Here is a 24,794-nt window from a genome sequence, read left to right as displayed (position 1 = left end):
CCTGCGCCATGGCACCAAGTCCCCGGATCGGGCGTGTTTCCCGGTCGTGAACACCGCGCACGGGCCTGACCTGCGGGTGTTCAGGACCCCCACCGGGCTGGGCATGACCAGGAGCATGCCGCTGCCTGAGCCCCGGGGTCCCCTCTCCTCCGCGCTGTTCGCCGACCTCGTCGGTGGCCGGTCGATCTCCCCCGCCACCCTCGCGCTGGCCGACCAGGCCGCCGCCACCCCCGTGCCGGTGGCCGACGACGACCTGCAGATCACCCTGCACACCTGCTACGAGCTGCACTACCGCGGTTTCCCCGAGGTCGACGAGCGCTGGGAGTGGGACCCGGACCTGCTGCGCCTGCGTGCGGTTCTCGAGGACCGGTTCGAGGCAGCCCTGCACGAGGCGGCCGACCGCTGGGTCGACGACGTCGCCCCGGCCGGGGAGACGGTGGACCGGCAGCTGGCCGCCATGGTGTCCGCCGACGACGGGCCGTCGCTGTCCTCGTTCATGGCCAAGCAGGCCGACGAGCGCCAGTGGGCCGAGTTCCTCACCCTGCGGTCGGTCTACCACCTCAAGGAGGCCGACCCGCACACCTGGGCGATCCCGCGGGTGACCGGCCGGGCCAAGGCCGCGCTGGTGGAGATCCAGGCCGACGAGTACGGCGGCGGCTCCGCCGTCCGGATGCACTCGGCCCTGTTCGGGCGCCTGATGCGCACCTTCGGCCTCGACGACACCCACGGCACCTACGTGGACGCGGCCCCCGCCGAGCAGCTGGCCACGCTGAACGCGATGAGCTTCTTCGGACTGCACCGACGCCTGCGGGGGGCCACGATCGGCCACCTGGCGCTGCTGGAGATGACCTCCACCGAGCCCAGCCGCCGGTACGCCGCCGGGCTGCGCCGCCTGGCCAAGGGCGACGACGCCACGCTGTTCTACGACGAGCACGTCGAGGCCGACGCGGTGCACGAGCAGGTCGCCTCGGTGGACATGTGCGGGTCGCTGGTGCGCGACGAGCCGCAGGTGCACCGCGACGTGCTCTTCGGTGCCGCGGTCGCGCTGGAGCTGGAGACCCGGGCCGGTGCCCGGGTGCTGCAGGAGTGGACGTCGGGCCGGACCGCCCTGCGCACCGTCGCCGGGGTCCCCGCGCACGCCTGACCACGTGGACGCCTGACCCGCCGCAGACGACGGCCCGCCCCCCACGTGGGAGGCGGGCCGTCGTGGCGTCTCAGGACTCCTCGGCCTCCAGGGCGGCCAGCCGGGTGGCCGGTCGTTCCTTGCGGGGTGCCGACGGCGCGGAGAAGCCGGACCGCTTGTGGCTGCCGTCGCAGAAGGGCTTGAGCCCGGACTTGCCGCAGCGGCACAGCGCGACGACGTCGCGGCCCGGGTCGAACTCGTTGCCGTCGGCGTCGACGAGCCGGAAGTCACCGCGGACGACCAGCGGGCCGTCGCGGTAGGGGGTGATGGTGGCGGGCTCACGGTCGTCGGGCACGGTGCTGCCATTCCCCACGGGCCCGGGGGTCCAACCCCCCCGGGCGGCCGCGGCGTCCCGACGGTCCCGGCGGGTCAGGACCCGTCGGGCTCCATGCCGTAGAAGACCTGCTCGACGACGGTGCGGGCGTGCCGGGTCGCGCGGCGGTAGTCGTCGAGGAACTCCCCCGGGTCGACGTCGGCGCCGTAGCCGCTGGCCCGGGCGACGCCGGACAGCTCCAGGCCGGGGCGGGGCAGCTGGTCCCCCGGGCGGCCGCGGACCAGGAAGACCGCGTTGCGCGCCTGGCTGGCCCGCTCCCACGCCTCGCGCAGCGCCGCCACCTGCTCGCCGGTCAGCAGCCCGTCGGCGGCCAGCACGTCCAGCGCGGCGATGGTCGGGGTGACCCGCAGGCCCGGGTGGTCGTGGGCGTGCTGCAGCTGCAGCAGCTGCACCGTCCACTCGACGTCGGCCAGCCCCCCGCGACCCAGCTTGGTGTGCGTGGCCGGGTCGGCGCCGCGGGGCAGCCGCTCGCTCTCCACCCGGGCCTTGATCCGCCGGATCTCGGCGACCTGGGCGTCGGTGAGGCCCTCGGCCGGCCAGCGCATCGGGTCGACCAGGTCGCAGAACTGCCGGCCCAGCTCCTCGTCCCCGGCCACCGGCTCGGCCCGCAGCAGCGCCTGCACCTCCCAGACGGAGACCCAGCGGGCGTAGTACTCCCCGAACGCGGACAGGCTGCGCGACATCGAGCCCTGCCGGCCCTCGGGGCGCAGGTTGGCATCCACCTCGAACGCGGGGTCCGGGGCGGGCTCCCCGAGCAGCCGGCGCAGGGCGTGGGCGATCGCGTTGGCCGCCCCGACCGCCTTGGACTCGTCGGCGCCCGGGCGCACCCGGTGCACGAAGAGCACGTCGGCGTCCGAGCCGTAGCTCATCTCCCGCCCGCCCAGCCGGCCCATCCCGATGACGGCCATGTCCACGGGGACCTGGTCGACGGTGACCTTGGCGTCCGCGGCCCAGCTGCGGACGGCGGCGTCCAGCCCGGCCTGCAGGGTGGCGACGGCGACGTCGCGCAGCGCCACCCCGACCGCGACGACGTCCAGCCGGCCCAGCAGGTCCGCGCAGGCCACCCGCAGCAGCTCGGTCCGGCGCAGCGCGCGCAGCACCTTGACGCCCTCGGCGGCGTCCCCGGCGCGGGCCACGGACTGCCGCCAGGCCGAGGACAGCGTGGCGGCGCTGCGGGGTTCGAGCTCCTCGTCGCGGGCCAGCAGCCGCAGCGCCTCCGGTGTCCGGGTGAGCAGCCCCGCGACGTACTGGCTGGAGCCCAGCAGCATGGCCAGCCGCTCGGCGACCTGGCCCTCGTCCCGGAGCAGCCGCAGGTACCACTGGTTGCCGCCCAGGGCCTCCGACACCTGCCGGTAGGCCAGCAGCCCGGCGTCGGGGTCGGCGCAGGAGGCCAGCGTCTGCAGCAGCACCGGGAGCAGGTACCGCTGCATCGACGCCGAGCGGGACACCCCGCCGGTCAGGGCCGCCAGGTGGCGCAGCGCGCCGTCGGGGTCGGCGAAGCCCAGCGCCCGCAGCCACGCGCCGGCGGCCTGGGAGCCCAGCGCGAGCTGCTCGCCGGGCACCCGGGCCACCGCGGACAGCAGCGGCCGGTAGAAGAGCTTCTCGTGGATCCGGCGCACCTCACGGGTGTGCAGTGCCAGCTCCGCGCGCAGCACCGCGACGGCGTCCCCGCGGTGGTCGGGCTTGTAGCCCAGCGAGCGGGCCAGCCAGCGCAGCTGCACCTCGTCGGTGGGCAGCAGGTGGGTGCGGCGCAGCCGCAGCAGCTGCAGCCGGTGCTCCACGGTGCGCAGGAACCGGTAGGAGGCCAGCAGGGTGGCGGCGTCGTCCCGGCCGACGTACCCGCCCACCTGCAGGGCGAGCAGCCCCGGGATGGTGCCGCCGGTGCGCAGCGTGACGTCGACCCGGCCGTGCACCAGCTGCAGCAGCTGGACCGAGAACTCCACGTCGCGCAGCCCGCCACGCCCCAGCTTGAGCTCCCGGTCGGCCTGCGCGGGCGGGATCAACGACTCGACCCGACGGCGCATGGCCTGCACCTCGGCGACGAAGCCGGGCCGGTCGCCGGCCTTCCAGACCAGCGGCCACAGCGCGTCGACGTACTCCCGGCCCAGCGAGGGGTCACCGGCCACCGGGCGCATCTTCAGCAGCGCCTGGAACTCCCAGGTGCTGGCCCACTGCCCGTAGTAGGCGGCGAAGGAGGCCACCGTGCGCACCAGCGCACCGGCCTTGCCCTCGGGCCGCAGCGCCGCGTCGACCTCCCAGGCCGCCTCCCGGCAGACCCGCATCAGGGTGCCGGCGACCCGGGTCGCGCTGGCGACGGCGGCCCGCTCGTCGGGCTCGCCGGGCCCGTCGGTGACCGGCTCGGCCACGAACACGACGTCGACGTCGCTGACGTAGTTGAGCTCCCGGCCACCGGTCTTGCCCAGCGCGATGACGGCGAGCCGGCAGGGCGTGGCGTCGGCGGGCTGGTCGGCCACGGCGATGGCCAGCCCGGCCGACAGCACCGCACCGGCGATGTCGGCGAGCTCGCCGGCGACGTCCTCGGCGGGCAGGCCGTCGCCGAGGTCCCGGCCGGCCAGCGACAGCACCGCCCGGTGGTAGGCCCGGCGCAGCATCCGGACCCGCTCGGGCGAGGCATCCGGGGCGGCGGAGCCCAGCCGGACGCCCCACGGCGGGTCGTCGGGGTCCGCACCGACGGCGGCCAGCAGCTGGCGCTCCAGGAAGTGCGGGGTGGGCCGGGCGGTGCCGCGGCCGTCGTCGTCGAGCACCGTCCAGTCACCGGGGTGCGCGACCAGGTGGTCGGCGAGCCCCGAGGACGCCCCGAGGACGGCGAGCAGCCGTCCACGCAGCGTCGCCGACCCGCGCAGCCGGGCCAGCAGCGCGGCGGCCGAGCCGCCGGCGGGGTCCGCGCCGTCCAGGGCCTCGACCAGGCGCCACAGCGACAGGGCCGCCAGGTCGGGGTCCCCGGCGCGGGCGAGCGCGGCCACCACGGGAGCGGCCTCGGGGTCGGCGGGCTCGTTGCTGTCCAGGTCCCACAGGCCCAGCGCGGGGTCGCTGAGCAGACGGGCGGCGCGGGCGCCGTCGTCGAAGCCGAACCGGACCAGCCGGACGACGGCCCGGCGGGGGACGTCGGCCAGGTCGACCATCGCCACCGGGTCAGTCCGTCGCGGGGTGGTGCGCGGCCCGGGCCTGCGCGTGGGCGTGCACGACGGCGGCGAACCGGCCGGCGAACGGTGCCCACACCGCCTCGAGGTCGGGGTGCACGTCGGCCGCGGCCAGGCAGACCGTCTCCAGGTCCCGCCCGCTGGCGGCGACGCCGGTGGGGTCGCCCTCGGCCCACTGGCGGACGATCTCGGGGGTCGTCTCGATGTGGAACTGCAGGCCGTAGACGTTCCGGCCGACCCGGTAGGCCTGGTTCGGGTACGCCGGGTTGCTGGCCAGCAGGGTGGCGCCCTCGGGCAGCCGGTCGATCTCGTCGTGGTGCCACTCGAGCACGTCGGGGCTCAGCGGCAGGCCGGTGAAGACCGGGTCGACGTCGGCGGCGTCCCGCTTGGCGACCAGCGTGGCGCCCACCTCGGGCCCGTCCGCCCCCACCCGGGTGCTGCCGCCGCCGACCTGCGCCAGCAGCTGGGCGCCCAGGCAGACCGCCAGCGTCGGCACGTCGGCGGCCAGCGCCTGGGCCAGCAGGTGCCGCACACCGACCAGCTCGGGGCTGGTCTCGGCGTCGTCCAGGGAGGACTGCGGGCCGCCCAGCACGAGCAGCCCGTCGTGCCCGGTCAGGTCGGCGGGCAGCTCGTCACCCCGGTCGCAGTGCCGGGCGTCGAGCTCGAGCCCGGCGTCGGCCAGCCACTGCCCCAGCCGGGCCGGCGGGTCGGTGTCGGAGGGCACGACGACGAGCAGACGGGTCACGGGGGTGAGCATATGGAACGGCCCCGGTGCAGGGTCCCGGCCCGCGCGGAGCGTGGGCCGGGACCCTGCACCGGGGCCCTTCGTCACAGGCCCGGCAGGTACCGCCGCAGCTCGAAGGGCGTCACGTTGCGCCGGTAGGAGTTGAACTCCTCCCACTTGTTGCGCAGGAAGAACTCGAACACGTGCTCCCCGAGGGTCTCGGCGACCAGCTCGCTGTCCTGCATCGCGGTCAGCGCCTCGCCCAGGCTGACCGGCAGGTCCTCGTAGCCGGCGGCCCGGCGCTCGGTGTCGGTGAGCGACCAGACGTCGTCCTCGGCCTCGGGCGGGAGCTCGTAGCCCTCCTCGATCCCCTTGAGCCCGGCGGCCAGCAGCACCGCGAAGGTCAGGTAGGGGTTGCAGGCGCTGTCCGGGGAGCGGACCTCGACCCGGGCCGAGTTGGCCTTGGAGGGCTTGTAGGAGGGCAGCCGCACCAGCGCGGAGCGGTTGGCCTTGCCCCAGGTCGCCGCGGTCGGGGCCTCGGTGCCGGCCAGCAGCCGCCGGTAGGAGTTCACCGTCTGGTTGGTGACGGCGGTGACCTCGCGGGCGTGCCGCAGCAGCCCGGCGATGAACTGCTTGCCCGTGGTCGACAGCCGCATCGGGTCGTTGGCGTCGTGGAAGGCGTTGCGGTCGCCCTCGAACAGCGACAGGTGCGTGTGCATGGCCGAGCCGGCCAGGTCGGTGAACGGCTTGGGCATGAAGGTGGCGTGCACGCCCTGGGCCAGCGCCACCTCCCGGACGACGTGCCGCAACGTCATGATGTTGTCGGCCATCGACAGGGCGTCGGCGTAGCGCAGGTCGATCTCCTGCTGGCCGGGGGCGACCTCGTGGTGGCTGAACTCCACCGAGATGCCCATCGCCTCCAGCGCGAAGACCGCCTCGCGGCGGAAGTCGTGCGCCACGTTGTGCGTCGACAGGTCGAAGTACCCGCCGGTGTCGGCCGGGGTCGGCGGCGTCCCGTCGTCGGGGAGGTCCTTGAGCAGGAAGAACTCGATCTCGGGGTGGGTGTAGAAGGTGAACCCCATGTCGGCGGCCTTGCCCAGCGTGCGGCGCAGCACGTGCCGGGGGTCGGCCCAGGACGGCGACCCGTCGGGCAGCGAGATGTCGCAGAACATCCGCGCGGTCTCGCTGGCCTGGCCCTTGACCCCGGGCATCACCTGGAAGGTGCCGGGGTCGGGCTTGGCGAGCATGTCGGACTCGTAGACCCGGGCGAAGCCCTCGATGGCCGAGCCGTCGAAGCCGATGCCCTCGGCGAACGCGGCCTCGATCTCGGCGGGCGCGACGGCCACGGCCTTGAGGTAGCCCGAGACGTCGGTGAACCACAACCGCACGAAGCGGATGTCGCGTTCCTCCAGGGTGCGCAGGACGAACTCCTGCTGACGGTCCATGGCGGCCATCCTCGCCTCCGAGCGTGTCCGGTTCGTTACGACACCCGGGAGCCTGCCCCGTCCGGGTGCCGGCTCACACGGCGGGGTCTCAGGTGACGGTGGGCGCCAGCGCGGAGCCGGCCACCCACTCCTCCCAGCCGACGTTCCAGTCACCGAAGCCGTCGGTCTCCTCCAGCGTGCCGCCGGCGCCGGCGACCTGGACGACGTCGCCGCGGCCGAAGTTGTCGTAGAACCAGCCGGCGTTCGCCGTGGACACGTTCAGGCAGCCGTGGGACACGTTGCGGGAGCCCTGGTCGCCGACCGACCACGGGGCGGCGTGCACGAAGATCCCGGAGTTCGACAGCCGGGAGGCGTAGTCTACCGGCGTCCGGTAGCCGCCGGGGGCGTCGGTCGGCACGCCGTAGGTGGAGCTGTCCATCGTGTACTGCCGGGACTGCTGCATGACCACGTAGGTGCCCGACGGGGTGGGGCTGGAGTCCTTGCCCAGCGAGGTCGGCATGGTGCGGACCAGCGCGTCGTCGACGTAGAGCCGCAGCTGCAGCTCCTCGGCGTCGACGACGGCGACCTTCTTGGGCCCGATGTCGAACTCGACGTGCTTGCTGGCCTGGCCGTGGATGCCCTCGCCCACGTCGACGCCGTAGGTGTCCACGTCCACGGCGACGTGCGTGTACGCGGGCCAGAAGTCGGCCGGCCGGTAGTGCACGGTGCGGTCGGACAGCCACGACCAGGACCCGGCGACGGCGGGGGTGGTCACGACCGACAGCCGGCGTTCGACGGCGGCCCGGTCGGTGACGTCCTCGTCGAAGGTGATCGAGATGGGCTGGCCCACGCCGACGACCGGGGTGTCGGCGTTGGGGAAGACGGTGGGCATGGTCAGCGTGCGGGGGGTGACCGTGCCGACGGTGCCGGAGGTGGTGCTGGTGGTGCCGGCGGCGTCCGCTGCGGTCACCGACACCGAGTAGGTGGTGCCGTAGGCGAGGTCGGTGGCGGCGGTCCAGGTGGACCCGGCCGGGTCCAGGGCGCCGTCCAGCGGCGTGCCGTCCGCGGCGGTGACGGTCACCGCGGTGAGCTTGCCGTGGCCGGCCCGCACCGACAGCGGGGTGACCGGGTCGACGTCGGTGGCACCCAGCGGCGGGTCGACGCTCACCACGGCCGCCGGGACGGGCTGCGTGCTCGGCGCGGCGGACGTGGCGGTCGGGGCCGACGTCGCCTCCTCGGGAGCGCCGGCGGAGCAGCCGGCGAGCAGCACCGCGGCCACCGCGGTGAGCGCGACGAGGGGGGTGCGGAGGGTGCGGGCACCGAGCATGTTCGTGGACCTCTGCCTCTGGTCGGGCGCCGGGACGAGCCGGTCGACGCAGAGTCTGACATGCGGGAACGCCCCGTCCCGGTCGACCGGAGTGGAGGATCGACGGACTTCCCGGGCGGACACTGGCAGGTGTCTCCCGGGACGTGCGGGTGCAGGATGGCCGGGTGACCACACCGTCGTCGTCCGACCACACCGAGTCCGTCCTCTACGGCGGCACGTCCACCGCCCGGGTGCGCATCCACCACCTCCAGCAGGCCAAGGCCGCGGGCGAGCGGTGGGCGATGCTCACCGCCTACGACACCTACGCGGCGCGGGTCTTCGAGGAGGCCGGCATCCCGGTGCTGCTGGTCGGTGACTCCGCCGGCAACGTGGTGCTCGGACACACCTCGACGGTCCCGGTGACCGTGGAGGACCTGCTGGTGTTCACCAAGGCCGTCACCCGGTCCACGTCGCGGGCGCTGATCGTGGCCGACCTGCCCTTCGGCAGCTACGAGGAGTCCCCGCGCCAGGCGTTCGAGACCGCCGTCCGGATGATGAAGGAGGGCGGCGCGCAGGCGGTGAAGCTCGAGGGCGGCGCCCGGGTGGCCCCGCAGGTGCGGCTGCTCAGCGAGAACGGCATCCCGGTGATGGGCCACGTCGGGTTCACCCCGCAGTCCGAGCACTCCCTGGGCGGGTTCCGGGTGCAGGGCCGCGGCGACGGCGCCGACCAGGTCCTCGCCGACGCGCGCGCGGTGGCCGACGCCGGTGCCTTCGCGGTCGTGCTGGAGATGGTGCCGGCACCGGTGGCCGCCCGGGTGACCGCCGAGCTCGCCGTCCCCACGATCGGGATCGGCGCCGGACCGGACTGCGACGCCCAGGTGCTGGTCTGGCCGGACATGGCCGGGCTCAACGGGGGCCGGGTCCCCCGGTTCGTGAAGAAGTACGCCGACCTGCGCGGGGAGCTGCTGCGCGCGGCCCAGGAGTACGCCGCCGAGGTGCGCAGCGGCGAGTTCCCGGCCGCCGAGCACAGCTTCGAGTGAGGACGCCGGGGAACCGGCCCGCCGGGCTCACCCGTGCGGGCGGTACCCGGCCATTCAGCTGAACCAGAACGTCCGTAATGCCGAAGACCCGGAGGACCACCCCCGTTCGAGAGGACCCTCCGTGCCCATCACCCGCAGCAGCGTCATCGGCGTCGCGTCCGGGATCGCCTTCCTCGCCGCCGTCGTCGGCGGCGTGGCGGCCAACGCCGCCCCCGGCGACCCGGTCCCGTCCCTGAGCACCGAGGCCGACGGGGCGGCGGTGACCGCACCGACGGCCCCCGTGGCCGAGGCCGCCCCCACCGCGGAGACCGCTGCCGTGGCCCAGGCCGCCGACCCGGCCGACACCGCGGCCACCGCGGCGGTGGCCGGGACGGCCCCGGTCGCCAGCGCCGACACCGTGGCGGGCACCGCGCCGGTGGGCACCCCCGGTGTCGCAGGCACCCCGGGGACGACGGCGGAGACGGCACCGGTCGGCACCGCCGGCACCCCGGCCCCGGTCGCGGGCACCGCGGGCACCGCTCCGGTCGCCGGGACGGCCGCCGTCGGGACCGCCGGCACCCCCGGTGTCGCCGGCACGACCGCGACCACGGCCGACGTCGCCACCACCGCGCCCGTCGGGACCGCGGCGCCGACCGCGACGACCGCGCCGACGGCGCCGGACGCCAACGGGGGGTGCCCTCCCGGGACCACGCTGGGTGTGGGCCTGCTCGGCATCGAGGTCTGCGTCTGACCCGGGCGACCGGGGCCGGGCAGTGGGTCTCCCCGACCGCCCGGCCCCCGTCGTCGGGGGGACCTGCCCTCAGACGTCGGTGACCCGGATGCCGGCGTGCACCTCGTACCGCCGGTTCACCGAGACCAGGTTGATCGTCAGCGCCTCCACCTGGCGGGCGTTGCGCAACCGGCCCGCGTAGACCCCGCGCATGCCGGGGAGCCGACCGGCCAGGGCCTGCACCAGGTCGGTGGCCTCCCGGTCGTCCCCGACGACCATCACGTCGCCCTCCAGGGTGGGCCGGGACAGGTCCTCCAGGGTCACCGCGGACAGGTGGTGGAAGCCACCGACCACCGAGCTGTCGGGCAGCAGCGCCGCCGCCTGCTGGGTGACGCTGCCCTCGGGCACGTCCAGCACGTAGGCGCCGAGCTCGTCCCAGCCCATCGGCACCACGCAGTCGACGACGACCTTGCCGGCGAGCGGGGCGGCCAGCCCGGCCAGGGTGTCGGCGTGACCGGCGAAGGGCACCGCGACGACGACCAGGTCCGCGGCGCCGGCGACGTCGTCGTTCGACCCGCCCTGCACCGACACCTCTCCCCCGCCGGCCGCGCCGGCCCGGCCGGCGACCGTGGCGGCCACCTCGGCGGCCCGCTCGGCGTCTCTGGAGCCCAGCAGGACCCGCTGGCCGGCCGCCGCCCAGCGCACCGCCAGACCGCGCCCCTGGGGCCCGGTCCCGCCCAGGACCCCAACGACCAGGTCCTCCACCGCTCGCCGCTCGGCCACGCCGCCTCCAGTCCCCCGGGCCGCCCCGGTCGGGTGGCCCTGCCGACGATCATCCCCCGCCCGGTCGCCCCGGGCAGGGTGGGTCAGGCCTGCTCGCCCCGGTCCCAGGCGCGGTCCTCGGCGTCGGCCCGCTCGTTGCGCTCGGCGACCCTCTCCAGGGCGTGCGCGGCCTCGTCGCGGGTCTCGAACGGGCCGAGCCGGTGCCGCTCGGCACAGCCCTCGGCGCCCTCCACCGTCTGGTGCTTGATGCAGTAGAACCACGGCCCCTCGGCCATCGTCGGACCTCCCAGTCGGTCTCACGTGCAGACGTGCTCACCCTGGCACCCGTCGTCACCGCCCGCCCCTCGGTGGCAGTGAGCCACCTGGCGTGACGCATCGTGAGGGCGCGCGCTACACCCCGGGGTGCGGTGGCAGGCCGGGGCGCCTCCGTCCGGCCCGGTTCCGGGTACCGGTGCGGCAGACTCCGACGGTGCCCCGTTCCTGGAGCGACTCCACCGATGCGGTCCGACGGACCGGGTCCCCTGCCGGCGCGCCCGGCCGCGGTGCCGACTCCCGGACCCCCGCCCTGGTGATCGCGGCACTGCTGGTCATCGGAGCGGGGTTGGGGACGATCAACCTCTTCGTCGACGGTGTCCTGCGCGACGGCACCCCCCGGGTGGTCTACGCCGCCACCATGGCGCTGCTGGCGGTGATCGGGGTGCTGCTGGCGGTCCGCCGCCGGGCCGGGCGGTGGACGACGTTCGGCCTGGTGCTGACCGGCGACGTCGTCTACGTGGTGATCGCGATGTCAATCACCGACCCACTGCGGTACGCGAACCCGCTGATGATGCTCTTCGCCGCCTTCGTCGCAGCCTGGTTCCTGGACCGCTGGATGCTGGCCGTGCACGTGGCGCTGGTGCCGGTGGCGTGCTGGATCGCGCTGGCACCCAGCTTCCCGGACACCCCGGCGCTCGCCGTCCAGGTGGTGGTCAGCGCCGGGATGCTCGACGTCGCCGCCCTCGGGGTCTTCGTGCTCCGCCGCCGGGTGCAGCGACTGCTGAGCGACACCCAGCGGCTGTCCTCCACCGACCCGTTGACCGGGCTGGCGAACCGCCGTTCCCTGGTGTCCAGCGCCGACCGGCTGTGGCGCCAGGCGTTGCGCGACCGGCAGCAGGTGGCGGCGCTGGTGCTGGACCTGGACCACTTCAAGGAGCTCAACGACCACCACGGGCACGCCACCGGGGACGCGGTCCTGCAGGCGGTGGCCCGCGGGCTCGCGGGCGTCGTCCGCCCCTCGGACGTGCTGGCCCGCACGGGCGGTGAGGAGATGGTCGTGCTCGGGCTGGCCGCCGACGCCGGGGAGGCCCGTCAGCTCGGGGAGCGGCTGCGCGCCGCGGTGCGGGCCGCGGCCGTCGACGGGACGTCGGTGACCGCCTCGGTCGGTGTCGCCCTGGTGCACCCGCTGGTCTCCGACGACCCGCAGGACGCCGTGTGGCGGTTGATCGACCGGGCCGACGCCGCGATGTACGAGGCCAAGCAGGCCGGCCGGGACCGCACCGACCTGGCCCCCGACCGGCTGCCCGTGCCCCGGACGCCCACCTCACCGCTGTCGGTCGACGGCGTCGGGATGGCCTGACGCGGGCGGTCCCGCGCCCGTTCTGCTCTAGTGGGGGCATGGCCCAGGGACTGCTGCACCGCACCGCCGGGATCGATCCCACGGCGGTGGTCCCGCTGCCGCTGCGGGACCAGGCCGAGGTCCGCGACCGCTGGCTGACCCAGCGGCTGCAGGACCTGCTGCCCGACCTGATGGACGACGCCGGCATCGACCTGTGGGTCGTCGTGGGCCGGGAGTACAACGAGGACCCGGTGCTGCCCACGCTGCTGCCGGCGTCCTGGCTGTCGGCCCGCCGGCGGACGATCCTGCTGCTGCACCGCAGCGACGACGGCGTCACACCGATGGCCGTCGCGCGCTACCCGGTCGGCCAGTTCGTCCAGGCCTGGGACCCCGACGACGACGAGCCGGGCGCCACCGCCGAGCAGTCCCAGTGGGCCGCCGTCCGCCGGGTGGTGGAGCAGGCGCGGCCGCGGGCGATCGGCGTCGACGTGTCGGCGACGTTCGCGCACGCCGACGGGCTGTCGCACACCGAGCACGGGCTGCTGGTCGACGCGCTGGGCCCCTGGGCGGAGCGGATGGTGCCCGCCGAGCAGCTCGCCGTCCGCTGGCTGGAGACCCGGCTCCCCGAGGAGGTCAAGGCGCTGCACGCGATGAACGCGCTGGTGCACGACACGATCGCCGAGGCCTTCTCCCCCGCCGTGGTCACCGTCGGGCAGACCACCGCGCTGGACGTGGCGTGGTGGATCCGCCAGCGCTTCCACGACCTGGGCGTCGAACCGTGGTTCCAGCCGACGGTCGGGCTGCAGCGGGCCGGGGTACCGCTGCTCGACGAGCGCGGCACGGTGCTGGCCGGTGTTCCGCACGACGCCGTCGTGGGGCCCGGGGACCTGCTGCACTGCGACGTCGGGCTCAAGACGCTGGGACTGACCACCGACACCCAGCGCAACGCCTACGTGCTGCGCCCCGGGGAGACCGCTCCCCCGGCCGGCCTCGTGCACGCCCTGGCCGTCGGGAACCGGATGCAGGACCTGGTGACCGAGGCGATGGTGCCCGGCCGCACCGGGGACCAGGTGCTGGCCGCGGCCCGCGCAGCCGCGGCCGCGGAGGGCGTGGACGGCGACGTCTACAGCCACCCGGTCGGCTTCTACGGCCACGGCGCAGGCCCGGCGATCGGCATGTGGGACGCCCAGGGCGGTGTGCCCGGCACCGGCGCGGTGCCGGTCCGCACCGACACCACCTGGGCGCTGGAGCTGTGCGTCCGGGTGCCGGTGCCCGAGTGGGACGGCCAGCTGCTGCGGATGGCCCTGGAGCAGGGCATCGCGCTCACCGCCGACGGCGTCAGCTACCTCGACGCCCGGCAGACCGAGCTGCTGACCCTCTAGCGCGCGTCCCGGGTCGCCTTGTCGTTGGCCTCCTGCAGGGCGTCGGCGAGCTCGTCCTTGGTCATCGTCGAGCGGCCCTCGACGCCGGCGTCCTGGGCGAGGGAGTACAGGTGCTGCTTGGAGGCGTTCGCGTCCACACCGCCCTTGGAGTCCAGGTCGGTGTCGCGGTCCCCCTCGGCCGACTGCTGGTCCGAGGGGCCCTTCCCGCCGTCCTCCTTGGGCTGCCAGTGGTCGCCCACCTTCTCGTGGGTGTGCTTGACCGCGCCCCACGCGACCCGGTTGGCGGCCTGCTCGTCGCCGTCGTAGGTCCCGATCGCGCTGTCGTGGGTCTTCGCGTTCGTCTCCTGGGCCTTCGCGTCCGAGCGCTGCAGGGTGCTGGGCAGCTCGTCGGCGATCGGCTTCCCGCTCTTCGTCGTCTTCGGCATGGCCGCGCTCCTACCCGGCCGGCTCCTCCAGGAACGTCGTCCAGAAGGCGCGTTCGTCCTCGGTCAACGGTCGTGAGGCACCCAGGCCCGGCTCGACCACCACCAGGACGGCCACGACGGCGATCGCCACGTGCCCGTCCTGGCGCAGCTCCTGACGGGTGGTGACCGAGCTGGTGCCCAGCCGGGTCACCCAGCTCTCGATCGTGACCTGCTCGTGCGGGCGGTAGTACAGCTGCCGCCGGTAGTCGACCTCCAGTCGCGCCAGGATGACGGGCGGCGCGCTCGAGCCGTCGCCGCCCGCGGCGGTCTCGCTGGCCATCGTGAGCCGGGCGTCCTCGAGCAGGCTCAGCGCCCGGGCGTGGTTGACGTGCCCGTAGACGTCCGGGTCCGACCACCGCAGCTGGACGGCGTGCTGGTGCCGCACCGCTCAGACCGTCTCGTCGCTGCTGCGGTGGCCGCCCTGCGCGTCGTCGGCGTCGGGGTGCAGGGTGCGCTCCTCGGACTCGGCCAGGATCGCCTCGGCCTGGGCCTCGGGGTCCGCGCTGCCGCCGGTGCTCTGCTCCTCGGGCAGCAGCTCGGCGCGGGTCTCGACGTTGTGCTCGGTGACGTTGGCGCGGGCCTCGGGCGAGGGGTCCTTCTGCGTGGTCATGCCCCGAACCTAGGTCCCGGGCCCGCGCCCACGCGCGCTCAGTCCGTCAGCCCCGGCGTCGAGGCGTCGGTGTAGCGCAGGACCGCCGCCACCGGGACGTCGCCGGGCACCGCGGCCCGGGGGACGACGACGACCGCGGCGTCGCTGCCCGCGGCGGCCCGGACCAGCGCGCGGTCGGCCGGGACGGCGGTCCCCCCGTCCAGCCCGAGTGCGGTCATGTCGGCATGGTCCACCCCGACCTGCAGCGGGTCGGGTCCGACCAGCAGGGCCTCGTCGACCCCCTCGTCGGGCAGCACCAGGGTCTCGACCTGGGCCTTGCGCAGCGCCTCCACGACCGGCGCCACCCCGGTGACGGCCAGCCCGTGCGCGGCGGCGGCCTGCACCTGCTCCAGCACCCGGGTCTGGTCGGCGGCCTCGTGCTCCGCGACCAGCTCCGCGGCCCGCCGGTCGACGACGTCCCGGTCGGCGCCGGCCGCGCGGCCGCCCTCCTCCATCGTCACGGTGAGCGCACCCAGCTCCGTCCCGGCCCGGTCACGGAAGAGCTGCCGGGCCCGGACGTCGCCGGCCACCAGGACGAAGCGGGCCCCGACCCGGGCGGCGAGCCGGTCCACCACGGCCAGCACCCGGTCGGCGTTGTGCACCCAGGTGTTCTCCGCGGTGTGCTGGTAGCGGTGGTGGGCCCACCCGCCGCCGGGGACCTTGCGCATCGGGAACGTCTCGCCGTCGACGGACTCCTCGTCCAGCACGACGTCGGGGGCGGTCTCGACGGTGACGTCGGCGCCGACCCGGTCGGCGACCACGACGACGTGCGGCACCCGGCCGGGGAGCTGGCGCAGCACGCTGGTGACGTCGGGCAGCGGCGCCCACTCGACGAGCTCGCGCAGCGGTGCACGGGCCAGCGGGGTGTCCACCAGCACCTCGCCGGTGGGGCCGACGACGAGCGCGCGGCCGCGCAGCTCACCGGACACGCCCTCGGGCGGACCACTGGACAGCCGCTCGCGGACGGCGGTCACGACGGGCTCCGGCGCGCCGGTGCCGGCGAGCTGCTCGGTCAGGCCACGGACGCGCAGCTCGAGCTCGGTGTCGGCGTCCTCGGTGGTGTGGCTGACGTCGGCGCAGACCGTCGCGTACGGGCCGGGGGGCTGCAGGGCGGGGGTCAGGAAGGACACGTCCATCGGACGGGGCTCCTCACGGGGGACGCGGGCGGGCCGGTGCTGGGCCGCGGGGTGCGTGCCCCTGCGCCTACCCGCGGTCTCCCGCCGCGCACACCCGACGTGTCGTCCCGGACCGGGCGGGTAGCCCCGCGCTGCGGGCGACCACCGCCGGAGCCTGCAAGAGCCCTGCCGGGGCCTGCGCGGGGGCCTGCCGAGAGGACACCGCCGTGAGCGAGCACGACACCCTGCCCCTGCCCGACCACGACCACCTGCCCCTGGGCAGCCTGACGTCGCGGATCCGGACCCTGGACGCCGGCGGTCTCGGGCAGGTGCTGGCCTACGAGCGGGCGCACGCCGACCGGCTGCCCGTCGTCCAGGCGGTGGAGCACCGGCTGGAGCAGCTGCGCTCGGGCGCGGAGCCGTCGGAGGGGTCGCCCCTGGCCGCGCAGCCCGAGCACGCGCCCCCGGCCGCGGGCGGGTCGCAGGTCGGCGAGGCGACCGCCGGGCCGGTGGTGGACCCGCCGTCGCACGGCGACCCGACCAACCCGGCGCAGCCCCGGTCGACGGGCTGAGCCCAGCCCCCGGAGGACTCAGCCCCCGCAGGACTCAGCCCCCGAAGGACTCGGCCACACCCAGCACCGCCGGTCCGACCAGCACCACGAGCAGCGCCGGGAGGATGCACAGCATCAGCGGGAAGAGCACCGTGACCGGGATCTTCATCGCCTTCTCCTCGGCGCGCTGGCGCCGCTTGACGCGCATCTCGTCGGCCTGCACCCGGAGCACGTCGGCCATCGCGATGCCGAACTCGTCGGCCTGGTTGACCGCGCGGACGAAGCGGGCGAGGTCGGGCACGTCGGTGCGTCGGGCCAGGGCGTCGTAGGCGTCGCGGCGCGGCCGACCCACCGCGACGTCCTGCAGGGTGGTGGCGAACTCGGCGGCCAGCGCACCCCTGCCGCCGGCGGTGGTCCGGGTCAGCGCGGCGTCGAAGCCCAGGCCGGCCTCGACCGCGATCGTCGTCTGGTCGAGCACGTCGGGCAGCTCCCGGGCCAGCAGCTCCCGGCGCTCCTCGCCGCGCCCGTGCAGCAGCACGTCGGGGAGCACGTAGAGACCGGCGGTGAGGGCAAGCAGCACCAGGACGGCGGGCAGCCCGGGCCGGGCGGCGAGGACGGCACCACCCGCGGTGGCCCCGACCGCCGCGCCGGCCAGCTTGGCCCACAGCACCCGGGCCATCGTCCAGCCGGCGGGGCTGCCGGCCCGGCCCAGGGCACGCCGCACGTGCCCGGCCACCCGGTCCGGGGTCAGCGCGCGCAGCACGGCCCCGCTGGCCGTGCGCGCCTCCGCCGTCCCCGCCGTGCCCGCGGTCGCCACCGTCCCCGGGAGCAGACCCCGGGACAGGTTGTCGGCCACGACCCCGGCGACCACCCCGGGACGCAGCACCCACAGGGCGGCCGCGACGGCGGGGGGCAGCACGAGCGCGGCGACGGCGGCCAGCACCAGGGCGGGCATCAGAACGCGATCCGGACGACGGAGCGGAGCCAGACCCCGCCGACCAGCCACAGCACGGCACCGGTGGCCGACAGCACCAGCCCGGCACCGGAGGTCAACCGCCCGACGTACTCCGGGCTCACCAGGGCCAGGAAGCCCAGCGCGAGGACCGGCAGGGCCATCAGCACGTACCCCGACACCCGGCCCTCGGCCGAGAGCGCCTGCACCTGGCGACGGACCTGCGCGCGCTCCCGGATGGTCGCCCCGACGCGGTCCAGCACCTCGGCCAGGTTGCCGCCCACCTCGCGGTGCACGGCGATGGCCTGCCCGACCCAGCCCAGGTCCTCGTTGCCGGTGCGGTCCACGACCTCCTCCAGCGCGGCACCCAGGTCGCGGCCCACCCGGGTCTCGGCGACGACGCGGCCGAACTCGACCGACATCGGCGGCTCGGTGTCGGTGGACAGCGCGTCCATCGCCCGCAGCACGCTGTGCCCGGCCCGCAGGCCTCCGGCCATCAGCTGCAGGGCGTCGTCCAGCTGCTCGGCGAAGGCCGCCTGCCGCCGGCGGGTCAGCACCCCGAGGACGATGCGCAGCCCCACCGGGACGACGGCGGCGGCCAGCAGCCCACCGAGGACGCCGGTCAGCGCGAGCCCGAGGACACCCAGGGCGAGGGCGGCGGTGCCGCAGCGCAGCACCACCTCGCCGGGGCGGGCCTGCAGGCCGGCGCGCTCCAGCGCGGCGGACAGCGGACGGGCCAGCCCGCGGGCCTCCAGCACCCGGTGCACCCGGACGGCCAGCGCGGCGGCGGTGACCGAGCCGGCCGGCTGGGGCGGCAGCGAGGGGTCCAGCCGCGACCGGGGCACCAGGACCGGGCGCGGGACCAGCACGACGAGGGCCACGACCAGCACGGCGCCCGCGCAGCACGCGACGCCGAGCTCGACGGCGCTCACCAGGCCGCCCGCGCGGAGGAGGCACCGAAGGTCCCGGCGGGCACCGTGATGCCCAGCTCGGCGAACCGGTCGGCGAAGCGCGGGCGCACGCCGGTGGGGACGGTGGTGCCCAGGAACCGGCCCGAGGCGTCGACCCCGGCCGCGGCGTCGAAGCGGTAGACGTCCTGCAGCACCGGGGTCTCGGACTCCAGGCCCTGGACCTCGGTGACGTGGGTGACGCGGCGGCTGCCGTCCCGCAGCCGGGACAGCTGCACCACGACGTCGACGGCCGAGACGATCTGCTCGCGGATGGCCCGCGAGGGCAGGTCCAGCCCGGACATGAGGACCAGCGTCTCCAGCCGGGCCAGCGCGTCGCGCGGGGAGTTGGCGTGCACGGTGGACATCGAGCCGTCGTGGCCGGTGTTCATCGCCTGCAGCATGTCCAGGCTCTCCCCGCCGCGGACCTCGCCCACGACGATCCGGTCCGGGCGCATGCGCAGCGCGTTGCGGACCAGGTCGCGGATGCTGACGCCGCCGCGACCCTCGATGTTGGCCGGGCGGGACTCCAGCCGGACGACGTGGTCCTGCTGCAGCTGGAGCTCGACGGCGTCCTCGATGGTGACGATGCGCTCGTCGGCCGGGATGAAGGAGGACAGCGCGTTGAGCAGCGTCGTCTTCCCGCTGCCGGTGCCGCCGGACACGATGACGTTGAGCCGGGCCTGGACACAGGCCCGCAGCAGGTCCGCCGTCTCCGGGCTCAGGGTGCCGAACCCGACCAGGTCCGCGACGGTGAAGGGCTGCGCGGAGAACTTGCGCACGGTCAGGGACGAGCCGCCGAAGGACAGCGGCGGGATGACGGCGTTGACCCGGGATCCGTCGGCCAACCGGGCGTCCACCAGCGGTGAGGACTCGTCGATGCGACGGCCGACCTGGGAGACGATCCGCTCGATCACCCGGCGCAGGTGCGCCTCGGAGGCGAAGCGGGCGTGCGTGCGGACCAGCCGCCCGCCGCGCTCGACGTACACCGCGTCCGGGCCGTTGACCATGATCTCGGTGACCGAGGGGTCCTCCAGCAGGGGCTGCAGCGGGCCGTAGCCCAGGACGTCGTCGGTGACCTCGCGCAGCAGCAGCTGCCGCTCCTCCGGGGTCAGCGGGGTCTGCTCGAAGGACACCACGCGCTGCAGCTCGGTGCGGACCAGGGCGTGCAGCTGCTCCTCACCCAGGTCCGGGTTGCCCAGGCGGGTCCCCAGGCGGGCGAAGAGGGCGGTGCTGGCCCGCTCCTTCATCTGCAGCAGCGCGTCGCTGGGTGCGGCGGCGGCCGCCGGCTCGGGGGACGTCGCGGTGGACACCCGGACCGGTCCGGCCGAGGGCGCCAGTCCGCGGGCGGTGGCGACGCGTTCGGCGAGGCTCACCGGGACTGCCCCGCGCTGCTGCGACGACGCAGCCAGGACCGCGCCGGCGCCGGGGCGAAGACGTCGAGCAGGGGTGCGAAGGAGCGCACGAACGGGTCGCGGGTGCCGCTCTGCAGCAGCGGGGCGCCGACGTTGGTGGACAGCCGGACCGCCTTGCTGTGCGGCAGCAGCACGTCCGGGCGGACCCCCAGGGTCGCAGCGACGTCGTCGGGGCCCGGGGTGCTGCGGCGCTGCACGGCGTTGAGGACCAGGTGCCGGGTGGGCAGCAGGGAGAGCTCCTCGAGCAGGGCGAGCTCGCTGCGCAGGCCGCGCACGGAGGGCACGTCGGTGCTGCTCAGGGCGACCAGGTCGGTGCTGGCCTCCACGGCGGCCAGGGTCGGGTCGGTGAGCCCGGGGGCGGTGTCGACGACGACGTGGCGGAACTGCCGGCGCAGGGTCTGCAGCAGCCGGGTGACCTGCTCGGCGGTGACGGCGTCACCGGCGACCGGTGAGTCGGCGCCGCAGACCACGAGCAGACCGGTGGGGTGCCGCTCCAGCAGGGCCTTGAGGGCGATCGGGTCGGTGGCGGCGGACCCGCTGACCAGCTCGGGCAGCCGGTGGACCGGCTCCATCGCCAGGGCGCTGGCCACGTCCCCGAACTGCAGGTCCAGGTCGACCAGCACCGTGCTGCCCTCCCCGGCGCGCTGGGCGAGGCCCACCGCCAGGTTGGTCGCCACGGTGGTCTTGCCGACGCCGCCCTTGGGCGACACGACCGCGACCACCTGGTGGTCGGCGCCCTCGACGCGTGCCGCGGGACCGGTGGCGTCGCGGCGGGCCGCGGTGAGCGAGGCGGCCCGGGCGAGGGCCCCGGCCAGCTCGTCGGCAGCGCCCTGCGGGTCCAGCACGTCACGCACCCCCGCCTGCAGGGCGCTCTGCCAGGACGCCCGGTCCAGCCGGGCCACGAGCACGACGCTGGTGCCCGGCACCTCCTGGTCGATCCGCTGGGCCAGGCCCAGGGCGACGTCGTGGCCGGCGGCGTCCCCGAGCACGACCACGTCCGCGGCCTCGGCGCCGCGCAGCCAGCCGACCAGCCGGGCGACCAGGCGGTCGCGGTGGTCCTCGGCGCGCAGCGCGGTGGCGGGGACGACGAGCAGGTCGGTCCCGGGCACGCCCTGCAGCCGGGTGTGCAGGACCTCGTCGGCAGCGATCAGCAGCACCCGGTTCACGACAGGACCTCCTCGACGGTGACGGTGCGGGTGCCGTCCTCGACGGCGTCCTCGGCCTCGGCGGACAGCCAGACGGAGCCGTGCTCCATGGCCCAGACCAGCTCCTCGGCGTCGGCGGCGCTCAGCGCCAGGGTGACGAGCACGGCGCCGTCGGTGACGCCGCCGGTGGTCGTGGTGGCCGCGGTCTCGGCGAGACCGCCACCGGCGGGTGCGCCGGCGACGTCGTCCGCGCCGGTGTCGACCGCGGTGACGAGCACCTTGTGCAGGGTCAGGTGGGTCGCCCCGAGGACCTGGCTGGAGACGAAGACACCGACGGTGTCCCCGGCGGCCAGTCGGCCGCCCAGGGCGCGCTGGGCCTCCAACGAGACGCTGACCTCCTGCAGTCCGGCGGGCACCGGGACGGTGCCGGGCGGCAGCAGGCTCTCCGGGCTGGCGAAGCGCGCGGTCAGCAGCTGCTCCCCCGGCTGCAGGTCCACGGTGGTCACCAGGCCGGTGAGCGGGGCGAGGGTGTCCAGCGCACCGTCGGCGACCAGCCGGGCGGGGACGGCGGTGAGCTCCACGGAGCCGGCCACGTCGGCGGCCGGGGTGCCGGCGGGCACCGGGTCCACCACGACGTAGCGCTCGACGGTGCGGGCCCCGGCCAGGGCGCGGTCGTCGGCCCCCTGGACCCACTGGACCAGCACCCCGGCACCGGCGGTGGCCAGCACGGCGGCCACGAGCAGGGCGAGCAGACGGCGTCTCATCAGGTCACCTCGAGAGCAGGACGGCCCGGGCACCCAGGTCGGGTGCACCGCTGACCGTGTCGGAAGGGGCGGCGTCGAGCGCGGCGTAGCCGGTCGGGTGGCCGAGGAGGCAGGGCTGGTCGCCGCAGGCGGCGCCGGCACCGACGACGGTGGTCCCGGTCGACCAGCCGGTGATGCGGAAGCCGGCGATGCCCAGGACCCGCGCGGACGAGCCGGAGGCGGTGCCGGTGAGCCGGTCGAAGACCGGCACCGGGACGACGGTGCCCAGCAGCGGGCGGAGGGTGTCCAGGTCGCAGCCCGGCGGGACGTCGTCGGTGACGGCGAGGTCCGCCCCCGCGACGACGTCCACGGAACACCCGTCGGCGGCCAGCAGGACCAGGCCCGTCGCGACCGGGCCGGCGGGGCCCTCGCAGGTGGCGTCTGCACTGGGGCGGACGACCTGCGGGCGGTCGCCGGTCGGCACGCCGGCCGGACCGGGACGCTCGCAGACCGACAGCGCGACGGGCACCGGGGAGGTGACCGCGGACAGCGGTGCCCAGCGGGCGGTGGTGCTGGCCTCGACCCGACTGGCGCCGACGCCCAGCACGCCGGCGAAGACCGGGGTCACCCGGGACGCCACGGTCACCGTGACCGTGGCGCCGTCCACCGTGGCGGTGGTCCGGGCGGTGTCGTCGCCGGCGCGGTTGGCGGCGGTGAGGGCGGTGGCGGTGCCCGCGACGTCGCCGCAGGTGCCGCGGGCGCAGTCGGCGGCCACGGCGAGGGCCCCGGCGTCGCTGGCGTTGTGCAGCTGGGTGCGGGCCACGTAGACCACGGCGGTGTCCACGGCGAGCGCGGCGAAGCCGAGCAGCGGCACCAGCAGCAGCGCGACGACGAGGGCGACGGCGCCGCGTTCGTCGGTCACCCGCCGCATCGCATGGCCGCCTGCCCGGTGAGGTCCCAGCCGCCGTAGAGGCCGGTGAGCGAGGGGGCGGTGTAGTGGACGAGGACGGTGGCGGTCGCGGACGGGTCGGTGCAGCGGCCGGGGTCGACGACGACCTCGTCGGCGCGCAGGACCGGGGACAGCGAGGTGGCGGTGGTCAGCACGGCGGTCCGGGCGGCGTCGGGGTCGTCCTGGACGGCCATCACCCGCACGCCCTCGCGGGCGGCGGCCGACAGCGTGGCCTGGACCTGGAACAGCCGGCCGACCTCCATGATGCCGAACAGCAGCACGAGCAGGACCGGCAGCACGAGGGCGAACTCGACGGCGGTCGCGCCGCGCTCGTCGCGGGTGCGGTGCACGGTGCCTCCTCTGCTGCGGGTCGTGGGTGGGGTGGGTGGGGGGGGGTGGGCGCGGACCGGGGCGGCGGGTGCCGCCCCGGTCCGGGTCGAGCGGTCAGTGACCGCCGGGCAGGGCGCGCAGGACGTCGGTGAACATCGCCCGGAGGTCCGAGCCGAGGAAGACGACAGCGCCGACGATGACGGCGGCGATCAGGGCGACGAGCAGGCCGTACTCGACGGCGGTGGCGCCCCGCTCGTCGTCGACGAGCCGGTCGCGCAGGCCCTCGACGAGGACGACGAGGGCGATGAAGGGGTTGACCATGGGTGGACTCCTCGCGAGCCGCTGTCCGTGCAGGCCTGGATGGCCTGGCGACCCGGTCGCGGCTCCCTGGACATCGGCACGGGGGCGGCGTGGTGCAGCGCGGGCCGGCCGGTCTCACCCAGGGGGGTGAGTACCGCACGCGATGGCGCCGGATCCACTGGTTCCGGTGGGGCGGGCCCGCACGGGCCCGCGGTCAGCCGCCGGCGAGGAAGAGCACGGCGAGGACGCCGCCGAGCAGCGCCGGCCCGAAGGGCAGCGCCGTACGGCGCCCGGCCCGCCCGGCGGCCAGCAGCACCAGGCCCACCGCGGCCTGCGCGACCGCGGCCAGCAACAGCCCGACCAGCACCGAGGGCCACCCCAGCCAGCCCAGGTACAGCCCCACCAGGAGCCCGAGCTTGACGTCGCCCATGCCCAGACCGGCCGGGTTGGCCAGCGCCAGCAGCAGCAGGCCGGTCGCGACGACCGGGGCGGCCACCAGGGCCCGGCCCAGGTCCGGCCACGTCCCGGCACCGGCGGCCGCACCGGCCAGCAGCACGACGGCACCGGTGGTCAGCGGCAGCAGCAGCCGGTTGGGCAGCAGCAGGTGCTGCAGGTCGACCACGGTCAGCAGCACCGCACCCAGCGCGAACCAGAGCCACGCCGCCGTCGCGGGACCGAGCCCCACGTGCAGCACGACGGCGGCCGACAGTCCCGCCGTCCCCAGCTCCAGCCAGGGCGGCCGGACGGCGAGGGCGCGCGTGGCCACCGGGCCGGGCTCGGAGCGCGCGGCCGGGACCCGGTGCGCCAGCCGGTTGAGCACCCGGCCGGCGGGCAGCCCCAGCGCGGCGACCAGCGCGGCCACCGTCAGCAGGGTCGGGTCCACGGCCAGGAGGGTGACACGGTGCCGCCGCCGGGACCGTCAGGCACGCGGCCGGCGCCCGGGTGGGTCAGGCGGTGCGGTCAGGCTGTGCGGTCAGGCTGTGCGGTCAGGCGGCGCGGTCAGGTTGTGCGGTCGTCCGCACCCGCCCGCTCGGCGCAGACCGGGCAGGCGTCGGCGTCGGCCCGGTCGAAGGGCCGCTGCCCCCACACCCGGACGGCGACGTTGCACAGCGAGGTGACGCGGGCGAGGTCCTCGCCCCCGGCCGGCACCGCGTGCAGCGGCCCGGCCATCTGCTCGGCGGTGGTGCCGCCCTCGGCGTCGGGCAGGGTCACCGGGGTGGTCTCGCGGCCGGTCCAGGGGGTGCTCACCGCCCGACTGTGCCCTGCGCGACGACGCGGCGCCCGGCGTGCCCGACGGACCCCGACGTGGCGCGGGCCACCCGCGGGCGGCAAGGTGGTCTGGTCGTGCAACCGTCGCACGCGCAGACCGAGGACTGGAGCCGCATGCACGCACAGCGAGGCACCCCCACCGACGGCGGTCGGGCCTGATGGCCGGCTGGGTGTCGATCCACCGGGTGAGCACGCACGAGCACCTGCGGACCAAGGAGCAGATGGTGGCCGCGACCGTGCGCGCCGTCGAGGAGGCCGGGCTGGACGGCCCGTCGCACCGGGTGCTGGAGGCGGCGGTGGCAGCGGAGGACGCCCCGCACTGAGG

At 75.9% G+C, this 24,794-nt stretch carries 28 protein-coding genes; 7 read left to right on the top strand and 21 right to left on the bottom strand.

From position 1 onward, the window contains the following. The first annotated feature begins 115 nt into the window (after positions 1-115). On the top strand, positions 116-1,144 hold the full coding sequence (locus ASG41_RS17530) for an iron-containing redox enzyme family protein (RefSeq protein WP_056297874.1): 1,029 nt from the start codon (positions 116-118) through the stop codon (positions 1,142-1,144). Between the two features lie 70 nt (positions 1,145-1,214). Here the strand turns inward: ASG41_RS17530 and ASG41_RS17525 are convergent, their stop codons facing one another. The 5 genes from ASG41_RS17525 to ASG41_RS17505 form a co-directional block, all read right to left on the bottom strand. Next, positions 1,215-1,478: a CDGSH iron-sulfur domain-containing protein gene (locus tag ASG41_RS17525; RefSeq protein WP_056297869.1), complete on the bottom strand. Its 264-nt coding sequence runs from the start codon at positions 1,476-1,478 to the stop codon at positions 1,215-1,217. Positions 1,479-1,552: 74 nt separating this feature from the next. Then, a complete protein-coding gene (locus tag ASG41_RS17520) occupies positions 1,553-4,660 on the bottom strand; it encodes a bifunctional [glutamine synthetase] adenylyltransferase/[glutamine synthetase]-adenylyl-L-tyrosine phosphorylase (RefSeq protein ID WP_056298295.1) in 3,108 nt (1,035 codons plus the stop codon). Positions 4,661-4,670: 10 nt separating this feature from the next. Continuing rightward, the gene (locus ASG41_RS17515; RefSeq protein ID WP_082557081.1) at positions 4,671-5,423 is read right to left on the bottom strand and encodes a type 1 glutamine amidotransferase; all 753 of its coding nucleotides are present in this window, start codon (positions 5,421-5,423) and stop codon (positions 4,671-4,673) included. A gap of 83 nt (positions 5,424-5,506) precedes the next feature. Beyond that, the gene (locus ASG41_RS17510; protein ID WP_056297864.1) at positions 5,507-6,847 is read right to left on the bottom strand and encodes a glutamine synthetase family protein; all 1,341 of its coding nucleotides are present in this window, start codon (positions 6,845-6,847) and stop codon (positions 5,507-5,509) included. A gap of 88 nt (positions 6,848-6,935) precedes the next feature. Next, entirely contained in the window at positions 6,936-8,153 is a 1,218-nt protein-coding gene (locus tag ASG41_RS17505; RefSeq protein WP_056297860.1) for an Ig-like domain-containing protein, read from the bottom strand. A gap of 164 nt (positions 8,154-8,317) precedes the next feature. On the opposite strand from ASG41_RS17505, the gene panB reads away from it, so the two are divergent. Together panB and ASG41_RS17495 are read left to right on the top strand one after the other, a co-directional pair. Next, on the top strand, positions 8,318-9,172 hold the full coding sequence (panB, locus tag ASG41_RS17500) for a 3-methyl-2-oxobutanoate hydroxymethyltransferase (protein ID WP_056297857.1): 855 nt from the start codon (positions 8,318-8,320) through the stop codon (positions 9,170-9,172). Between the two features lie 121 nt (positions 9,173-9,293). Next, positions 9,294-9,902, top strand: a complete 609-nt coding sequence (locus tag ASG41_RS17495; RefSeq protein WP_056297854.1) for a hypothetical protein — start codon at positions 9,294-9,296, stop codon at positions 9,900-9,902. A 69-nt stretch (positions 9,903-9,971) separates the two neighbouring features. Here the strand turns inward: ASG41_RS17495 and npdG are convergent, their stop codons facing one another. Next, positions 9,972-10,664 (bottom strand): NADPH-dependent F420 reductase, encoded by a 693-nt coding sequence (npdG, locus tag ASG41_RS17490; RefSeq protein ID WP_056297851.1) that lies wholly within the window; start codon positions 10,662-10,664, stop codon positions 9,972-9,974. An 83-nt stretch (positions 10,665-10,747) separates the two neighbouring features. Beyond that, entirely contained in the window at positions 10,748-10,939 is a 192-nt protein-coding gene (locus ASG41_RS17485) for a hypothetical protein (RefSeq protein WP_056297848.1), read from the bottom strand. 194 nt (positions 10,940-11,133) lie between these two features. Here ASG41_RS17485 and ASG41_RS17480 point away from each other — a divergent pair, with 194 nt between their 5' ends. Together ASG41_RS17480 and ASG41_RS17475 are read left to right on the top strand one after the other, a co-directional pair. Next, positions 11,134-12,279 (top strand): diguanylate cyclase, encoded by a 1,146-nt coding sequence (locus tag ASG41_RS17480; protein WP_056297844.1) that lies wholly within the window; start codon positions 11,134-11,136, stop codon positions 12,277-12,279. Positions 12,280-12,317: 38 nt separating this feature from the next. Further along, positions 12,318-13,640 carry a M24 family metallopeptidase gene (locus tag ASG41_RS17475; RefSeq protein WP_056297841.1) on the top strand — a complete coding sequence of 441 codons (1,323 nt, stop codon included), beginning with the start codon at positions 12,318-12,320 and terminating at the stop codon, positions 13,638-13,640. Here the strand turns inward: ASG41_RS17475 and ASG41_RS17470 are convergent. Genes ASG41_RS17470 through ASG41_RS17455 form a run of 4 tightly spaced genes read right to left on the bottom strand, consistent with a single transcriptional unit; the run spans position 13,637 to position 15,889 of the window. Beyond that, complete coding sequence (locus ASG41_RS17470) at positions 13,637-14,065, bottom strand: ChaB family protein (RefSeq protein WP_056297838.1); 429 nt, start codon at positions 14,063-14,065, stop codon at positions 13,637-13,639. The two genes, ASG41_RS17475 and ASG41_RS17470, sit on opposite strands and share 4 nt — an antisense overlap. Positions 14,066-14,075: 10 nt before the next feature. Further along, positions 14,076-14,489, bottom strand: coding sequence for a thioesterase family protein (locus tag ASG41_RS17465; RefSeq protein ID WP_056297835.1), 414 nt, complete (start codon positions 14,487-14,489; stop codon positions 14,076-14,078). 3 nt (positions 14,490-14,492) lie between these two features. After that, positions 14,493-14,714 carry a hypothetical protein gene (locus ASG41_RS17460; RefSeq protein WP_056297831.1) on the bottom strand — a complete coding sequence of 74 codons (222 nt, stop codon included), beginning with the start codon at positions 14,712-14,714 and terminating at the stop codon, positions 14,493-14,495. Positions 14,715-14,752: 38 nt separating this feature from the next. After that, positions 14,753-15,889, bottom strand: coding sequence for a Vms1/Ankzf1 family peptidyl-tRNA hydrolase (locus ASG41_RS17455; protein ID WP_056297828.1), 1,137 nt, complete (start codon positions 15,887-15,889; stop codon positions 14,753-14,755). Between the two features lie 206 nt (positions 15,890-16,095). Between ASG41_RS17455 and ASG41_RS17450 the strand changes: the two genes are divergently transcribed. After that, positions 16,096-16,440: a hypothetical protein gene (locus tag ASG41_RS17450; protein WP_056297825.1), complete on the top strand. Its 345-nt coding sequence runs from the start codon at positions 16,096-16,098 to the stop codon at positions 16,438-16,440. A gap of 34 nt (positions 16,441-16,474) precedes the next feature. Here the strand turns inward: ASG41_RS17450 and ASG41_RS17445 are convergent, their stop codons facing one another. From ASG41_RS17445 to ASG41_RS17400, 10 genes are all read right to left on the bottom strand, one after another. Continuing rightward, the gene (locus tag ASG41_RS17445) at positions 16,475-17,374 is read right to left on the bottom strand and encodes a type II secretion system F family protein (RefSeq protein WP_082557049.1); all 900 of its coding nucleotides are present in this window, start codon (positions 17,372-17,374) and stop codon (positions 16,475-16,477) included. Continuing rightward, on the bottom strand, positions 17,374-18,303 hold the full coding sequence (locus tag ASG41_RS17440) for a type II secretion system F family protein (RefSeq protein WP_056297822.1): 930 nt from the start codon (positions 18,301-18,303) through the stop codon (positions 17,374-17,376). The genes ASG41_RS17445 and ASG41_RS17440 overlap by 1 nt, the downstream gene beginning before the upstream one ends. Further along, entirely contained in the window at positions 18,300-19,694 is a 1,395-nt protein-coding gene (locus ASG41_RS17435) for a CpaF family protein (RefSeq protein ID WP_056297819.1), read from the bottom strand. The genes ASG41_RS17440 and ASG41_RS17435 overlap by 4 nt, the downstream gene beginning before the upstream one ends. Then, positions 19,691-20,899 (bottom strand): AAA family ATPase, encoded by a 1,209-nt coding sequence (locus ASG41_RS17430; protein WP_056297816.1) that lies wholly within the window; start codon positions 20,897-20,899, stop codon positions 19,691-19,693. The genes ASG41_RS17435 and ASG41_RS17430 overlap by 4 nt, the downstream gene beginning before the upstream one ends. Further along, positions 20,896-21,642 (bottom strand): Flp pilus assembly protein CpaB, encoded by a 747-nt coding sequence (locus ASG41_RS17425; RefSeq protein ID WP_056297812.1) that lies wholly within the window; start codon positions 21,640-21,642, stop codon positions 20,896-20,898. The genes ASG41_RS17430 and ASG41_RS17425 overlap by 4 nt, the downstream gene beginning before the upstream one ends. A 4-nt stretch (positions 21,643-21,646) precedes the next feature. Beyond that, positions 21,647-22,543, bottom strand: coding sequence for a pilus assembly protein TadG-related protein (locus ASG41_RS17420; RefSeq protein WP_162245573.1), 897 nt, complete (start codon positions 22,541-22,543; stop codon positions 21,647-21,649). Further along, positions 22,540-22,920 (bottom strand): TadE/TadG family type IV pilus assembly protein, encoded by a 381-nt coding sequence (locus tag ASG41_RS17415; RefSeq protein ID WP_056297806.1) that lies wholly within the window; start codon positions 22,918-22,920, stop codon positions 22,540-22,542. Before ASG41_RS17415 ends, ASG41_RS17420 begins: the two co-directional genes overlap by 4 nt. Positions 22,921-23,014: 94 nt before the next feature. After that, positions 23,015-23,221: a Flp family type IVb pilin gene (locus ASG41_RS17410; protein WP_056297804.1), complete on the bottom strand. Its 207-nt coding sequence runs from the start codon at positions 23,219-23,221 to the stop codon at positions 23,015-23,017. 193 nt (positions 23,222-23,414) lie between these two features. Continuing rightward, on the bottom strand, positions 23,415-24,083 hold the full coding sequence (locus tag ASG41_RS17405) for a prepilin peptidase (protein WP_056297801.1): 669 nt from the start codon (positions 24,081-24,083) through the stop codon (positions 23,415-23,417). Between the two features lie 116 nt (positions 24,084-24,199). Continuing rightward, positions 24,200-24,448, bottom strand: a complete 249-nt coding sequence (locus tag ASG41_RS17400; RefSeq protein WP_056297796.1) for a hypothetical protein — start codon at positions 24,446-24,448, stop codon at positions 24,200-24,202. 179 nt (positions 24,449-24,627) lie between these two features. Between ASG41_RS17400 and ASG41_RS23740 the strand changes: the two genes are divergently transcribed. Then, entirely contained in the window at positions 24,628-24,792 is a 165-nt protein-coding gene (locus tag ASG41_RS23740) for a hypothetical protein (RefSeq protein WP_157519489.1), read from the top strand. Positions 24,793-24,794: the final 2 nt, after the last annotated feature.

It is taken from the genome of Modestobacter sp. Leaf380 (genome assembly GCF_001424485.1).
GTDB lineage: Bacteria > Actinomycetota > Actinomycetes > Mycobacteriales > Geodermatophilaceae > Klenkia.
This window is presented reverse-complemented; position numbering and strand designations above follow the sequence as displayed.